The sequence below is a fragment of the Pseudomonas sp. IT-P218 genome (assembly GCF_949767605.1).
In the GTDB taxonomy this organism is placed as follows: Bacteria; Pseudomonadota; Gammaproteobacteria; order Pseudomonadales; family Pseudomonadaceae; genus Aquipseudomonas; species Aquipseudomonas putida_AE.
In genome coordinates this window covers 320,119-334,130 of record NZ_CATKQQ010000033.1, presented here as the reverse complement: position 1 = coordinate 334,130, position 14,012 = coordinate 320,119, and the positions used below count along the sequence as shown (strand labels likewise).

The following is a 14,012-nucleotide window of genomic DNA, read 5'->3' as shown; positions in this document are numbered from 1 at the left end:
CATCATATTTTTCAAATCCTTGATCGAGGCTGGCCCCATGACCTCCACTCGCACCTCCAACCCTCCCTCCGGCATGGTCAGGGTGCGTGGCGCCCGGGAGCACAACCTCAAGAACGTCGATGTCGACATTCCCCGCGATGCCCTGGTGGTGTTCACTGGGGTGTCCGGCTCGGGCAAGTCGTCCCTGGCGTTTTCGACCCTGTACGCCGAAGCCCAGCGCCGCTATTTCGAATCCGTGGCGCCTTATGCGCGTCGCCTGATCGATCAGGTGGGCGTACCGGATGTCGATTCCATCGAGGGCTTGCCGCCCGCGGTGGCCTTGCAGCAACAACGGGGCACGCCGAGCACGCGGTCTTCGGTGGGCAGCGTCACGACCTTGTCGAGCCTGATCCGCATGCTGTATTCCCGTGCCGGCAGTTACCCGCCGGGGCAGCCGATGCTCTACGCCGAAGACTTTTCTCCGAACACGCCCCAGGGCGCGTGCCCGCAATGCCACGGCCTGGGCAGGGTGTATGAGGTCACCGAAGCACTGATGGTGCCGGACCCGAGCCTGACTATCCGCCAGCGCGCCGTGGCCTCCTGGCCCATGGCCTGGCAGGGCCAGAACCTGCGGGACATCCTGGTGACCCTGGGCTATGACGTCGATGTGCCCTGGCGCGACCTGCCGAAGAAGCAGCGTGACTGGATTCTCTTCACCGAAGAAACCCCGACGGTGCCGGTGTACGCCGGGCTCACCCCGAAGGAAACCCGGGTCGCCCTCAAGCGCAAGATGGAACCGAGTTACCAGGGCACCTTCACCGGCGCCAGGCGCTACATCCTGCACACCTTCACCCATTCGCAAAGTGCGTTGATGAAGAAGCGCGTCTCGCGCTTCATGCTCGGTAGCCCTTGCCCATTGTGCGACGGCAAGCGCCTCAAGCACGAAGCCCTGTCGGTGACTTTCGCCGGCTACGACATCGGCGAACTGTCCCAAATGCCCTTGCTGCAAGTGGCAGAAGTACTCAAGCCAGTGGCGGCCCGGCATTACCTCGAAGAGGGCGACGAGGCGGGAGAGGTATTAACTCACCAGCAAACCCGCGAGGCCCGTGAACAGCGCGTGGCCCACGGTGCCAGTGGCCATGCCAACGCCCCGGATGTACGCCACACGCCGAATCTCTCGGTGGAAAAACGCCTCGCCGCGCAACGCATTGCCCAGGATCTTCTGGAGCGGGTCAGCACCCTGACCGACCTGGGCCTGGGTTACCTGGCCCTGGAGCGCAGTACGCCGACGCTGTCGTCTGGCGAATTGCAACGCCTGCGCCTGGCGACCCAACTGGGCTCGCAGTTGTTCGGCGTGATCTACGTGCTGGACGAACCCTCGGCCGGCTTGCACCCGGCCGACGGTGAAGCACTGTTCGAAGCCCTGCAACGCTTGAAAGCGGCGGGCAATACCCTGTTCGTGGTCGAGCACGACCTGGAAACCATGCGTCGCGCCGACTGGTTGATCGATGTCGGCCCGGCGGCGGGCGAGCATGGCGGCCGGGTGCTGTACAGCGGTGCGCCGGCGGGGCTGGCAGCAGTGAAGGATTCGCAGACCCGCGCCTACCTGTTCGCCGAACACGCCAACCAACCCCGTCGTCCGCGTAAGGCCAGCGACTGGCTGCGTCTTGAAGGCGTCACGCGCAACAATCTGGACAACCTCAGCGTCGAGTTTCCCTTGGGCTGTTTCACGGCGGTGACCGGGGTGTCGGGCTCGGGGAAATCCAGCCTGGTCAGCCAGGCGTTGCTGGAGCTGGTCGGTGCGCATCTGGGGCGTCCGGGCACTGAGAGCGAGCCGCAGGAACTGAGCCTTGAAGATGAAGCGCCGACCGTCAGTGGCGGGCAGGTTGCGGCGGGGCTGGCGTCGATCAAGCGTTTGGTGCAGGTCGATCAGAAGCCCATTGGCCGTACGCCGCGCTCTAACCTCGCGACCTACACCGGGCTGTTCGACAATGTACGCAAGCTCTACGCCGCCACGCCCGAGGCGCAGGCGGCGGGTTACGACGCCGGGCAGTTTTCCTTCAATGTCGCCAAGGGCCGCTGCCCGACCTGTGAAGGCGAAGGTTTTGTCAGCGTCGAATTGCTGTTCATGCCCAGCGTCTACGCGCCATGCCCGACCTGCCACGGCGCGCGCTACAACCCCGAGACGCTGGCGATCACCTGGCAGGACCTGACCATTGCCCAGGTGCTGCAACTGACCGTGGACCAGGCCGTGGACGTGTTCGCCGAACAAGCGGCGGTGCGTCGGTCCCTGGAGGTGCTGCGCGATATCGGCCTGGGCTACCTGCGCCTCGGCCAACCGGCGACCGAGCTGTCCGGGGGTGAAGCCCAGCGCATCAAGCTGGCCACCGAGCTGCAACGCAACCAGCGCGGGGCGACGCTCTACGTGCTCGATGAACCGACAACGGGCCTGCACCCGCGCGACGTCGATCGTCTGCTCGAGCAGTTGAACAACCTGGTGACGGCTGGGCACACGGTGATCGTCGTCGAACATGAAATGCGCGTGGTGGCGCAGAGTGACTGGGTGATCGATATCGGCCCGGGGGCGGGAGATCAGGGGGGCAAGGTTGTGGTGGCGGGGGAGCCGCGGAAAGTCGCGAGCAGCAAAAAGAGCCGAACAGCGCCATTTCTCGCCAGGGTTCTTGGGCATTGAAAGATCAAAAGATCGCAGCCTGCGGCAGCTCCTACAGGGAAACGCGTACCCCTGTAGGAGCTGCCGCAGGCTGCGATCTTTTAATCAGGCACCGTTGATCGTGCGCCGTACCTTGTCCAACAGCTCATTGATCTGGAACGGCTTGATCAGTATCTCCATGCCGTCGCCGAGAAACACCTGGCGGTTGATCGCGGTTTCGGCATAGCCGGTCATGAACAGGATCGGCAGGTGTTCGCGCCAGCCACGAGCGATGTCGGCCAGTTCCCGGCCGCTCATGCGCGGCAGGCCGACATCGGTCAGCAACAGGTCGATGGATTCGTCGTTCTGCAGGCGTTCGAGGGCGCCCTCGATGTCGGCCGCCTGGGTGCAACGATAGCCGGCATCCACCAGCACTTCGGCGACGAACATGCGCACCGACGGCGTGTCCTCGACAATCAGCACATGTTCACCGCCACCCTCGGCAGGCTGCGTCGCCGCTTCGACGGCGGCGGCGGTAGGGTCGGCGCTGGCCGGCAACATGATGGTGACTTCGGTCCCGCGTCGCGCCACGCTGCGAATGTGCGCATCGCCGCCTGACTGGCGGGCGAAACCGTAGATGGTCGACAAGCCGAGCCCGGTGCCCTGGCCCAGGGGCTTGGTGGTGAAAAACGGGTCGAACACCTTGTCGATCACATGGTGTTCGATACCGGTACCGTCGTCGCGCACCGACAGCGCGACATAGGCACCATCGGCCAGGTTGGGGTCGCCGTGGGAATAGGCGGCATAGGTGTTGACCCAGATATTGCCGCCCTGGGGCAGGGCATCCCGGGCGTTGATCACCAGGTTGAGCACAGCGCTTTCCAGTTGAATCGGATCGACCAGCGCGATGGCGGGTTTGCTGGTCAGTTCAAGCTTGAGGGCAATGCGTTCGCCGATGGTGCGCACCAGCAGTTCCTCGAGGGAGCGGATGTGCTCGTTGATGTCCACGGGCCGGGTATCGAGGGGCTGCTGACGGGCGAACGCGAGCAGGCGATGGGTCAGGGAGGCGGCACTCATGGCCGAGTTCAACGCCGCTTCGGCATAGAACGCGACCTTGTCGGTGCGTGACTCGGCAACGCGCTTCTGGATCAGTTCCAGGCTGGTGATGATGCCGGTGAGCAGGTTGTTGAAGTCGTGGGCAATGCCGCCGGTCAGCTTGCCCAGGGCGTCCATTTTCTGCACCTGCAACAGCTGGGCTTCGGTGCGCGCGCGTTCGGCGACTTCGTTGGCCAGTTGGGTCGTGGCGTCGTCCAGTCGTGCCAGGTGCGAGCGTTCGCGGTGCCGGTGTTCGGTGACATCTTCGACGAACACCAGGCTCAATTCTGGCGTGCGGTAGGGTGAAATCTGCCACTCGGTTTCGCGAATCTCCCCCTGCACGCTCATGCTCAAGGTGCCTTTCCAGCGTTCGCCATAGGCCAGGCGCAGGCGCAGTTCCTCGATGACCGCGCACTGGTCGTCGGCGAAACACTGGCGCAGGGTTTCGGGGTCGAGGTTGTCCTGGATCAGTTGGGCGAACGCATGGTTGCACTCGTGGACCTTGAGTTGGGCATCCAGCACGGCGATGGGGGCCGACACATTGACAAAAATCTCGCGAAAGCGCGCCTCGCTTTCCCGCAGGGCATTCTCGGTTTCGCGCACCCGCAGCAAGGTGCGCAGGGTCGCCAGCAGCACATCCGGGTCCACCGGGTGGATCAGGTAGGCGTCGGCGCCGGCGTCGAGGCCAGTGATGATGTCGCCGGTCTGGATCGACGCTGCGGACACATGAATCACCGGGAGCAGGGCGGTAGCAGGCTCCGAGCGCAGTTTACGAACGATGTCGAAGCCGCTCATGTCCGGCAGGTTGACGTCGAGGATCAAGGCGTCGATCGCCACGCTGGCGATCAACTCCAGGCCTTCGCTGCCGGTGCCGGACTCCAGCACCTCATAGCCGTGGCGTTCCAGGCGCCGGCGCAAGGCATAGCGCGTGGCGACGTTGTCGTCGACGATCAGCAAGCGCAGGTCACGTTTCATCGGCAGGCTCCATGGCGATGGCCAGCGGGATGATCACGAAAAAGGTCGAGCCCACGCCCGGTGTGCTCTGGACCCCGACTTCGCCCCCCAGCAGCAGCGCGAAGCGTTTGCACAGCGACAGCCCGAGCCCGGTTCCACGCAGGCGTTTTTGCAGCGGAGAGTCGACTTGGGAGAAGTCTTCAAACAATGCGCCATGTAGCTCTGGAGCGATACCAATTCCGCTGTCGCTGACGGCGAAACGCACGTAGTCATCGTTTTCCAGTCGCGCCGAGACCCGCACTTCGCCCCGGGTGGTGAACTTCAACGAGTTGGCAATGAAGTTGCGCAGGATCTGCGCGAGCTTCTTGTCGTCGGTGTACAGCCGGGGCAGGCCCACCGGCTCCTCGAAGATAAGGTCCACGGCGCTGGTATCGACAATTGGCCTGAACATGCCGCGCAGGGCGGCGAACAGGTCGAACATGTCGAACCAGGCCGGGGAAATGGTGATGCGCCCGGCTTCGATCTTCGCCAGGTCCAGCAGGTCGTCGACCATGTCGCTCAGCTCCCGCGCGGCATTGCTGACGAAGGCCACCTGCTTGTGCTGCTCGTCACTGAGGGGGCCGTCGAGTTCATCGCTCAGCAGGCTGGCGATGCTCAGGATCGAACCCAGGGGCGTGCGAAACTCATGGCTCATGTAGGACAGGAAGCGGCTTTTCAGGTCCGAAGCCTGGCGCAGCTGTTCGGCCTGGTTGTCGAGTTCGGCATACAGCGCCAAAACGCCCTGGTTGGTTTCATCCAGCTCGGCGCGCAGGGCGTTGGCTTCACCCTGCAAGCGCGCGATCATGGCGGCTTGTTCGTCGATTTGACTCATGGGCATTTCAGCCATGGGCTGCCTCCAGGGCAATGACCAGTACCGTGACATCGTCTCGTCCACGGCAGAAATCGCGGTGCAGGATGGCGGCAATCACGGCCGGATGGCGGTGCACCAGGCCAGGGTAGTCCGCCAGGTTCCAGCGCGACTGCAGGCCGTCGCTGTACATGATCAGCAATTGTCCGCTCACTTGAGCATAGTCAAAGGGCTGCGCCTTTCGATATTGCCCGCCGACGATGCCGGGGTGCGAGGCCAGGCCGCGGGATTTGTCCGGTGCGACCAGGCAGGCGCCGATGTTGCCGATGCCGACGAACTGCAACGCATCGCGGCCAGCGTCGAACTGGGCAATCGCCAGCGCACCGCCACGGGTACCAATCATGGCCTGATGAATGTCTTCCAGCGCCAGCAACGGTGAGGCGAAGGGCTGCAGCGCGTAGGCTTTTTCGCCAGCGCGAGCGGCGAGTTCGGCTTCTTCGCCATGGCCCAGGCCATCGATCACCAGGGCGCTGATGCGTGGTCCGTCGAACGCCAGGTGCCAGGTATCGCCGCAGGCGGGATCGTCGCGCAACGAATGCTGGCTGACACCGATGCGCAGGTCCCGGGCCTTGTCCGAGCGTGGGTACAAGCGCGTGAGCAGCACGGCACCCCGTGAATCGGCATACACATCGAACACCTCGGTCTGGCGCGACACGGCGCCCAGGCCGATGCCCTGGGTGCCGCCGGTGGAAAACCCGTCGGCCAGGCAGGCCTGCAGGTCAAAGCCCTGGGCGCGGTCGATGGCGAGCATCTCGATGCCGGCACCGCTAACCCGGGGCAACACCCTCAGGTGCAATTCGCCGCGGGTGGCGTGCTTGAGAATATTGCTGGCAAGTTCGGTGGCGACCAGCGCTACCCGTCCCGCGTCCGTGGTGTCGAAGCCATGAAGCTCTGCGAGTTTTTGCGCGGTGCGCCGTGCATGTCCGATCTGGCTGTTGTCCTCGATGACCAGCACTTGGGTCATCGTTCCACCGAAGTTCATGTCCATCGGGTAATCGTCACGCGAGTACCCTTTCCTGGCGCAGTGTCGAGTTCGAACTCATTGACCAGGCGCTTGGCGCCGGTCAGGCCCAGGCCCAGCCCGGAACCGGAGGTCCAGCCATCGGTCATGGCCAGCTTGATGTCGGGGATGCCCGGGCCTTCGTCACGGAAGACCAGGCGCAGGCCCACGCGCGGGTCTTCATCGAGGATCTGCCAGTCCATGTCGCCGCCACCGCCGTACACCATGGTATTGCGCGCCAACTCGCTGACCGCGGTGACCATTTTGGTCAGGTCGATCAGGCGCATGCCGCATTCCTGGGCGAGTTTGCGCGCCAGTTGCCGAGCCAGGACCACGTCCTGCTCGATGTGGATCGGATGAGTGCCGCTGCTGCGCACAGTCATTGTTCGCGTACTCGTGCCTGAAGCAGTTTCATCCCGCGCTCGACGTTCAGCGCGGTACTCACGCCGGGCAGGGTCAGGCCCAGCTCCACCAGGGTGATGGCCACCGCGGGTTGCATGCCGACCAGCACGGTCTGGGCGTCCATGATGCTCGACAGCCCGGAAATGGTCCCGATCATCCGGCCGATGAACGAATCCACCATGTCCAGGGCGGAGATATCTATCAGCACGCCGCGGGCGGAGGTCCGGCTGATGCGCTCGGACAGGTCGTCTTGCAGGGTCAGGGCCAACTGGTCATGCATGTCCACCTGGATGGTCACCAGCAGGAAGTCGCCCATTTGCAGAATCGGAATGCGCTCCATCTCAATGCGCCTTGCTGACGGTCAGTCCCAGCCGGGTCAGGGCCAGTTTCAGGGCATCGGCCAGGTTGGCCTTGGTCACCACGCCTTGCAGGTCCAGGCCCAGGTGCACGATGGTCTGAGCGATCTGCGGGCGAACGCCGCTGATGATGCAGTCGGCCCCCATCAGGCGAATGGCGGTGACGGTCTTGAGCAGGTGCTGGGCCACCAGGGTATCGACGGTCGGTACACCGGTGATGTCGATGATGGCGATCTCCGAGCCGGTGTCGACGATCCGCTGCAGCAGCGATTCCATCACCACCTGGGTGCGTTGCGAGTCCAGCGTGCCGATCATCGGCAGGGCGAGGACGCCGTCCCACAGCTTGACCACCGGGGTCGACAGCTCCAGCAGTTCTTCCTGCTGGCGCTTGATCACCGCCTCGCGGGATTTCTGGAAGGTGCGGATGGTGTGCATGCCCAAGGCGTCGAGCAATTCGGAGATTTCCCAGAGTTGCTCGGCCAACAGCGCCGGGCTGTCCTGGTAATGGTTCTGCAACAGGGCAAATAGCGGACCCTTGAGTGAGAAGATGAAGCTGGCGGTCTGGTGAGAATCCTGGCCGAGTTGGGCACGGCTCTGGGAGAGCTTGTCGAGGAACTGGCGAATTTCATCCCAGCCGGGTGTGGCAATGTTCTGGCCATTGCCATTTTGCAGGCCCGAGATCACCAACTGCAGGAATTCCGAGGCCTGCTGTTGCAGGTCCTGCTCTTTGAGATTGCGCGTGGCGCCGCTGGACTCCAGGCCATTTTTCCATTCGGTCAGCAGTTGTGCCTGGTTGTTCTTCATCGCATCGAGCGTGCTGGTTTGCAGTGCCGCCATGGGACTTGTCTCCTTGAATGTGTGCGGCCGATTCCCCAAAAAATGACCGGCGCAAAGCAATGACATTTGGCGGATGAAATAGTTGTTGCGTTCGACAGGTATTTTCATCCGATACACAAGGACTGTAGGACAAAGACGAAGGGAACGTTGGTCGCGTGGTGGAGTTCGAACGGTTATGACCCGACGGTTTCGAACGCGACGCACGAGGTACTTATGAAAGATGAAAATGAACTAGACGAAAACGCCAAGACCCCCGAGCCGGAAAGTGCCGACAAAGCGGTCGATCAGAAAAATGTGCACAGCGATAACGACAACGAGTTCAGCCCGGGCTTCAAACCTGATCCTGATCGCCCCAAGCCTGGCGATGACACGGATGCCGATATCGATACCGACGGCGGTTAGGCTCGGCCCCAAACAAAAAGACCGCATGGATTCATGCGGTCTTTTTGTTTGATGAGCGGATTACTTGTCCGGATGCGCGGCTTGAAGCTTCTTCGCCATTTCCAGATGTTTTTCCAGCCCCGGCAACATTTTTTGCGCAAAGCCCTTGAGCTCCGTGGCGCCTTTGGTCTTGTCGTCGGTCACGGTATTGGCTTGTTTCTTGAACAGTTCGATGGTGTTTTCGTGTGCCTTGACCTGGTTGTTGGCGTAGGCCGAATCGAAGGACTCGTCACGCATGTCGAGGAGCTTTTCCTTGGCCTGTTTCACCAGTGTCGTGGTGTCCGGCACTTCAATGTCATTCTTTTTCGCGATGGTCGCCAGTTCATCGTTGGCCTTGGAATGATCGGTGATCATCATGTTGGCGAACGCCTTGATATCGGCTGACTGGCTTTTTTCCAGGGCCAGGCGGCTGGTCTCGATCTCGGCGATGCCGCCTTCGGCTGCCTTGTCGACAAAATCGTTATCGGTTGCCGCGAATGCCGCGCCCATGGTGGTGCTCAGGGCGATGGCCAGAGTGAGGTGGCGCAGGTTAAATCCGTCCATTGGTTCTTCTCCACACGGTAGTTCATGGGCGATCGAGTTGATCGTTATGCTGTGGAGGTCGCGGGTGGGGCAAAGGTTTTATCGCATTTGCGACAGGACGACGAACGGACACCGCTGGTCTGACAGGTGGTCGACAGAACGGGCCAACCAAGGCCATTCTGATAGTTGGCGAACGCAATCAATCGCGTTTGCTACCGATTAACAAACGGAGGTGTTCCATGCCGGTGCCCCATGACCTTTATCAGGATTTGAGTTGCACAAAGGAAGATATCCAGCAGAAACGCACCAAGGATCCGTTACTGGATTCACTGATCAACAAATACTCCCAGGCGGACGCCGAAGTGGTGAAGGCAGAGCAAGCCAAATCCAGTGATGACACGGTGACAAAGCTCAAGGCGAAGCGCCTGGAGGTCAAGGACAAGATCGTCAAGCAACTCCAGTTGCCGTGAGCCACCGACAATCGGTGGCTGAATAATTGGAACGGCGATATTGACCGGCACCTCGAATGTCTAGAGCCCGATGACGCGGCTTCATGCGAGGTGCCTCATGTCCGACCCAAAATTTCCCAGCGAAGAACAAGGGGGCTACGACCCCATTCCGACCCATCCCGAACCCTTGAGCCCCGGCCGTACTGCGGTCAATCCGGAGGACGAGCCGGGCATTGATGAACTGCCGAACAATGAAGGTGCCATTCCCATGGATCAGGACGACGGCACTGACATCGATCGGGAGCGGGTGCGGGAAGAAACCGATAATGCGGTGCGCGATGACGAGGCCGATCCGCGATAACCCAGAAACCACAGATCCCCTTGTGGGAGCGGGCTTGCTCGCGAAAGCGGTGTCCCATTCAGCATAGAAGTTGAATGTAATGGCCTCTTCGCGAGCAAGCCCGCTCCCACATTTGGATCTGCGTTAATTCTGCAACGCCGTGCTCAGTGGCAATCGCGCCATGTTTTTCGCTTTCAACGAGCCCAGATACAACCACTCCCCATATTCACGTGCGGTGGTGATCGGCGAGTAGCTGTCGCTGCTGCCGTCCTGCAGGTTGGCGATCACCTTGCCCTCAAGGTCCAGCCCCAGCACAAAGGCGCGTTCTTCCACCGGCCTGGGCAGGACTGTCATCGCTCGGGCGATCATCTTGCGCACGAAAGGGTGCGCCGCCGTTTTGTCGAGCAAGGCGTTGCGCGGCGCATACAGCGCCACCCAGAAGCGGTCGCGACCATTGAAGGCCAGGTTGTCGGGAAACCCCGGCAGGTTGTCGATGAACAGGTCATGATTGCCGGCGTTCGGCCCGCTCAGCCAGTAGCGAGTGATGCGATACGCGCCGGTTTCGTTGACCAGCACATAGGCATCGTCCGGCCCCAGGGTGACGCCATTGGCAAACTCCAGCTTGTCCAGCAGCACCGAGGTCTTGCCGGTCTGGAAGTCATAGCGCAGCAAGCGCCCGTCGCCGCCATGTTCGATGATGGCCTGGCCGTCCTTGCCGTAGCCGAACCGGCTGGAGGCGTCGCTGAAGTAGGCGTAGTGCCCGGGCTTGTCGATGGCCACATCGTCGGTGAAACCAAACGGCACGCCATTGGCGTCGGTGGTCAAGGCCACCAGGCGACCCTGGGCGTCCAGCGACAACAAGCCCTTGACCGCATCGGCGATCACCAGCAAGCCATTGGGGTGGCGGGCCAACCCCAGGGGGCGGCCGCCGGTGTCGGCCAAGACCTTGGTGTCCTGGCCGTCCAGGCTGGTGCGAATGACCCTGCCATCATGCAAGCCGGTGATCAGCGCGTTGTTTTCCATGAGCAGCGCTTCGGGGCCGTCGATGTCTGCGGCGCCGACGCGCTCCACGCCCTTGAGGCGCTGGTTGTCCGCGTACGGGCCGCTGCTGAGGGACGGCGCCGGTTGCGGGGTCCAGGCGACGGGCTTGACCTTGGTCGGCATCAACAGCAGGAAGGCGACGAGGACAACGATCAGCAGCAACAGCCAATGATGAAACCTGATCGTTCGGCTCACGCACGCACTCCTGTCGGCGCCAGGTATCTTTCTGCGGTTTCGCGAAGTGCCAGCATCGACGCCGCCGATTCCCGTTCGATCCGTCGCTTGAGCAGCAACTGGTTGGCCATGCGCATCACCAATCCACTGAACCGGTATTCCAGCGTGCGAACAAAGCGCGTGCCATCGCCCTCGGCCGCGCATTCGTAGGTCAGCAACAATGACAGACCATTATCGCCATGGGCCCGGGCAATCCAGCGGCGTCCAGGCAGATACTCATCGACCACCCAGCTCAAGTGTCCGTCACGCCCACCGGCGCGGATGTCCTCCTCGAACCGCGCGCCGGCATGCAAGGGCCCGTTCTGGCCATCGATCCTGAGGGAAGAGGGATGCCAATCCGGCCAGTGGATCACGGTGCTGGCATAGGCCAGCACGGTAATGGGATCACCGGCGATATCGACTTTATGTTGCATGCGGGTCATGGGCGTTCTCTTCAGGTGCTGGAAGTCCGGTTCCGGTTCCGGCTCCCAATAGAGGGTGCCGAACAGGTAATCCATCAACGGAAAAACGATGTTGAAATTGCGCTGCTGCATCATTTCGCGGCGGTGATGCAGTTCATGCAGGCGCCGCATCTGGCGGATCCAGGGCAGGCGCGTGATCCGGTTGTGCGACGGCAAGTGCTCACAGGCATGGAACACTTCATAGGTCAGGTACCCCAGGACCAGGCAGCCGCCAACCAGTCCGGCAACGTTCGCATCCAGGGGCTTGAGCAGCCACCACAGGGGCAGGGTGACCAGCAGTGTGTGCAGCACGATCAGCCAGGCCGGGAACAGGATCACCCGCCAGTCGCGAGCACTCTCGTAGGTCATGTGGCCGGGGGCGAAAAAGCTGTGGTGGTCGCCGGCGTGGCGGGCATAGAACATCCGCGCGAAGCTTTTTTTGTGATGGCCCAGGTGCCGATGCACCAGGTACACGACGAGATTGAAGAACAGCAAGGCCACCGGTACCGACAGCCATTCGAGGAGCGTTACCTGGTGCACGGTGCTCCAGAAAACGCCGATCGCCACCAGGCCGAACACCAGTACGAAGGTGCCATGCAGCCAGGGGTTATAACGGGGATGAATGTCGCAACGGTAACGAGCGCGGAATGCTTCGGTGGTCTGCCTCACTGCAATCACCTGTCTTTTTTGTTATCTCCAGCAGATTAGTCGATCCCGCGGTTTTGGCTGGCAGCCGCTGGATTTTATTGCCGCCCCATCTCCCGCGGTTGTATCCGATCCACTGTGCGGGCTTGCCAGCGATGGCGGCATGACAGCAAACCAATCTCTCGCGGCTGTACCCGATCAAACAGTAGGAGCTGGCTTGCCGGCGATGACGGCCTCACAGCCAACCAATCTCTCGCGGCTGTACCCGATCAAACTGTAGGAGCTGGCTTGCCGGCGATGACGGCCTCACAGCCAACCAATCTCTCGCGGCTGTACCCGATCTACTGTGGGAGCCGGCCTGCCGGCGATGGCGTCCTGACAGACGACCTATTATTTGCTAACCGAGTACATATCCATTCCTGCGGTAACGGCCGCTTATGGTTTCGCTCTTACAGCGAGTCACTTGGAAAAACGGAACGCCGCCCGGCCCCAAGTAACCAAGGGCTCTTGCCCCTGGCGTTCGGTGCCTCGCTAATGCTCGGCATGCCCTCGCTCCGGTCCTGCTCCGTGGGCCCACTGCGCAGAACCTCCACTCGGCCTCTCGATGGGGCAAGAAAATCAAAAGCCAGATCAAAAGCAAAAGCAAAAGCCAAAGCGAGGCGAGCTAACGCTCGACCTCGTTGTTGGGTGGGTACGCGTTCCCCTGTAGGAGCTGGCTTGTCGGGTCGCCGCATCGCAGCGATGGCGCCCGAAAGAACAGTGCAGTATTCAAAGCCTACTCAAGTCAGCGGATTCCACCGCTGCGACCAATCATCATCGCTCTTGATCACCTCGCGCAGCAGGTCGAAGGCCCGTTGCAGCGCCGGCGAGTCGCGGTCGCGGGAGTAGACCAGGTAGGTCGGGTAACTGAATTCCGGGGCCTTGGGCACGAGCTCAAGCATGCCGTTTTCCAGGTAGCTCTGGACCACCCGGGTGCGGAAGTAGCCGCTGCCACCGTGTTCGAGGATGTACTGCAACCCCAGGGGGCCAAGGTTGAAACTGAGCGCCGCCTTGGCTTTTTCCGGCAGGGCGGCGTCGTGCTGGCGGCGAAAGTGCTGGCCCCAGTCGATGTACACATAGGGTTCGGGGCGCTCGGGGTGACGTACGAGGATGAGTTTTTCCTCGAGGATCTGCTCGACCTGCAGGCGCGGCCAGTATTCGGGTTGATAGACCAGCGCCGCATCGAGCACGCCCAGCTCCAGTTGGCGCAGCAGGTTTTCGCCGTCGCGGATTTCCATGCGCAGCGCATGGCCGGGAATCCTGTCGCGCAGCACGCCGGCCCAACGGAGCATCAACGGATTGCACAGGCTGACCTCGCCACCGATGTGCAGGACGTCATGGAACCCCTCGGGCAAGGGCAAGTCCCGGCGCGCGGCCTCCCAGGTTTCCACCAGTTGATTGGCATAGATCACGAAGGCCTCGCCATTGGGCGTCAGGCGGGCCCCGGCGCGGTTGCGCACGAACAGCGTGCTGCCCAGGTGGCTTTCAAGCTTCTGTACCCGCGCGGTGATCGCGGTCTGGGTGACGTGGAGTTTCTCGGCGGCCGCGGCAAGGCTGCCGTGGCGGACGATTTCCAGGAAGGTGCGGGCGAGGTCGATGTCCATGGGGTGGCCGGTGCAGGAAATGCTCGCATTGTAAGAGCAGGCTTCGCCAGCTGTCACAGGTGGTGTTCAGCGATGAA

General features: G+C 62.1%; 14 protein-coding genes. 4 read left to right on the top strand and 10 right to left on the bottom strand.

What is annotated here, in order from left to right; translation table 11 throughout:
* Positions 1–37 precede the first annotated feature (37 nt).
* Entirely contained in the window at positions 38–2,671 is a 2,634-nt protein-coding gene (locus ACM6I6_RS19140; RefSeq protein ID WP_414920509.1) for an excinuclease ABC subunit A, read from the top strand.
* An 84-nt stretch (positions 2,672–2,755) separates the two neighbouring features.
* Here ACM6I6_RS19140 and ACM6I6_RS19135 read toward each other — a convergent pair whose 3' ends face one another.
* From ACM6I6_RS19135 to ACM6I6_RS19110, 6 genes are read right to left on the bottom strand one after another with little or no spacing between them, the layout of a single operon-like run.
* A complete protein-coding gene (locus tag ACM6I6_RS19135; RefSeq protein ID WP_414920508.1) occupies positions 2,756–4,699 on the bottom strand; it encodes a response regulator in 1,944 nt (647 codons plus the stop codon).
* Positions 4,689–5,564: a sensor histidine kinase gene (locus tag ACM6I6_RS19130; RefSeq protein WP_274075917.1), complete on the bottom strand. Its 876-nt coding sequence runs from the start codon at positions 5,562–5,564 to the stop codon at positions 4,689–4,691. The genes ACM6I6_RS19135 and ACM6I6_RS19130 overlap by 11 nt, the downstream gene beginning before the upstream one ends.
* Positions 5,557–6,567, bottom strand: a complete 1,011-nt coding sequence (locus ACM6I6_RS19125) for an ATP-binding protein (protein ID WP_414920600.1) — start codon at positions 6,565–6,567, stop codon at positions 5,557–5,559. The genes ACM6I6_RS19130 and ACM6I6_RS19125 overlap by 8 nt, the downstream gene beginning before the upstream one ends.
* Entirely contained in the window at positions 6,564–6,968 is a 405-nt protein-coding gene (locus tag ACM6I6_RS19120; protein ID WP_323606389.1) for an anti-sigma regulatory factor, read from the bottom strand. The genes ACM6I6_RS19125 and ACM6I6_RS19120 overlap by 4 nt, the downstream gene beginning before the upstream one ends.
* The gene (locus ACM6I6_RS19115; RefSeq protein WP_274075919.1) at positions 6,965–7,327 is read right to left on the bottom strand and encodes an STAS domain-containing protein; all 363 of its coding nucleotides are present in this window, start codon (positions 7,325–7,327) and stop codon (positions 6,965–6,967) included. The genes ACM6I6_RS19120 and ACM6I6_RS19115 overlap by 4 nt, the downstream gene beginning before the upstream one ends.
* A gap of 1 nt (position 7,328) precedes the next feature.
* A complete protein-coding gene (locus ACM6I6_RS19110) occupies positions 7,329–8,180 on the bottom strand; it encodes an STAS domain-containing protein (protein ID WP_274075920.1) in 852 nt (283 codons plus the stop codon).
* A gap of 213 nt (positions 8,181–8,393) precedes the next feature.
* On the opposite strand from ACM6I6_RS19110, the gene ACM6I6_RS19105 reads away from it, so the two are divergent.
* Positions 8,394–8,582 (top strand): hypothetical protein, encoded by a 189-nt coding sequence (locus tag ACM6I6_RS19105; RefSeq protein ID WP_274075921.1) that lies wholly within the window; start codon positions 8,394–8,396, stop codon positions 8,580–8,582.
* 60 nt (positions 8,583–8,642) lie between these two features.
* Here the strand turns inward: ACM6I6_RS19105 and ACM6I6_RS19100 are convergent, their stop codons facing one another.
* On the bottom strand, positions 8,643–9,164 hold the full coding sequence (locus ACM6I6_RS19100; protein ID WP_274075922.1) for a DUF4142 domain-containing protein: 522 nt from the start codon (positions 9,162–9,164) through the stop codon (positions 8,643–8,645).
* Positions 9,165–9,382: 218 nt separating this feature from the next.
* Here ACM6I6_RS19100 and ACM6I6_RS19095 point away from each other — a divergent pair, with 218 nt between their 5' ends.
* Together ACM6I6_RS19095 and ACM6I6_RS19090 are read left to right on the top strand one after the other, a co-directional pair.
* A complete protein-coding gene (locus ACM6I6_RS19095; protein ID WP_274075923.1) occupies positions 9,383–9,613 on the top strand; it encodes a DUF465 domain-containing protein in 231 nt (76 codons plus the stop codon).
* 97 nt (positions 9,614–9,710) lie between these two features.
* On the top strand, positions 9,711–9,953 hold the full coding sequence (locus ACM6I6_RS19090; RefSeq protein WP_323606387.1) for a hypothetical protein: 243 nt from the start codon (positions 9,711–9,713) through the stop codon (positions 9,951–9,953).
* A gap of 123 nt (positions 9,954–10,076) precedes the next feature.
* Here ACM6I6_RS19090 and ACM6I6_RS19085 read toward each other — a convergent pair whose 3' ends face one another.
* The 3 genes from ACM6I6_RS19085 to ACM6I6_RS19075 form a co-directional block, all read right to left on the bottom strand.
* Positions 10,077–11,168, bottom strand: coding sequence for an SMP-30/gluconolactonase/LRE family protein (locus tag ACM6I6_RS19085; protein ID WP_414920507.1), 1,092 nt, complete (start codon positions 11,166–11,168; stop codon positions 10,077–10,079).
* Positions 11,165–12,316 carry a sterol desaturase/SRPBCC family protein gene (locus tag ACM6I6_RS19080; RefSeq protein WP_414920506.1) on the bottom strand — a complete coding sequence of 384 codons (1,152 nt, stop codon included), beginning with the start codon at positions 12,314–12,316 and terminating at the stop codon, positions 11,165–11,167. Before ACM6I6_RS19080 ends, ACM6I6_RS19085 begins: the two co-directional genes overlap by 4 nt.
* A gap of 755 nt (positions 12,317–13,071) precedes the next feature.
* Entirely contained in the window at positions 13,072–13,935 is an 864-nt protein-coding gene (locus tag ACM6I6_RS19075) for a LysR family transcriptional regulator (RefSeq protein ID WP_414920505.1), read from the bottom strand.
* Between the last annotated feature and the right edge of the window lie 77 nt (positions 13,936–14,012).

Bases quoted from the DNA above. Each gene is read 5' to 3' on its own strand.
- ACM6I6_RS19140 (WP_414920509.1), top strand. From the start codon at position 38: ATGACCTCCACTCGCACCTCCAACCCTCCCTCCGGCATGGTCAGGGTG.
- ACM6I6_RS19135 (WP_414920508.1), bottom strand. From the start codon at position 4,699: ATGAAACGTGACCTGCGCTTGCTGATCGTCGACGACAACGTCGCCACG.
- ACM6I6_RS19130 (WP_274075917.1), bottom strand. From the start codon at position 5,564: ATGGCTGAAATGCCCATGAGTCAAATCGACGAACAAGCCGCCATGATC.
- ACM6I6_RS19125 (WP_414920600.1), bottom strand. From the start codon at position 6,567: ATGAACTTCGGTGGAACGATGACCCAAGTGCTGGTCATCGAGGACAAC.
- ACM6I6_RS19120 (WP_323606389.1), bottom strand. From the start codon at position 6,968: ATGACTGTGCGCAGCAGCGGCACTCATCCGATCCACATCGAGCAGGAC.
- ACM6I6_RS19115 (WP_274075919.1), bottom strand. From the start codon at position 7,327: ATGGAGCGCATTCCGATTCTGCAAATGGGCGACTTCCTGCTGGTGACC.
- ACM6I6_RS19110 (WP_274075920.1), bottom strand. From the start codon at position 8,180: ATGGCGGCACTGCAAACCAGCACGCTCGATGCGATGAAGAACAACCAG.
- ACM6I6_RS19105 (WP_274075921.1), top strand. From the start codon at position 8,394: ATGAAAGATGAAAATGAACTAGACGAAAACGCCAAGACCCCCGAGCCG.
- ACM6I6_RS19100 (WP_274075922.1), bottom strand. From the start codon at position 9,164: ATGGACGGATTTAACCTGCGCCACCTCACTCTGGCCATCGCCCTGAGC.
- ACM6I6_RS19095 (WP_274075923.1), top strand. From the start codon at position 9,383: ATGCCGGTGCCCCATGACCTTTATCAGGATTTGAGTTGCACAAAGGAA.
- ACM6I6_RS19090 (WP_323606387.1), top strand. From the start codon at position 9,711: ATGTCCGACCCAAAATTTCCCAGCGAAGAACAAGGGGGCTACGACCCC.
- ACM6I6_RS19075 (WP_414920505.1), bottom strand. From the start codon at position 13,935: ATGGACATCGACCTCGCCCGCACCTTCCTGGAAATCGTCCGCCACGGC.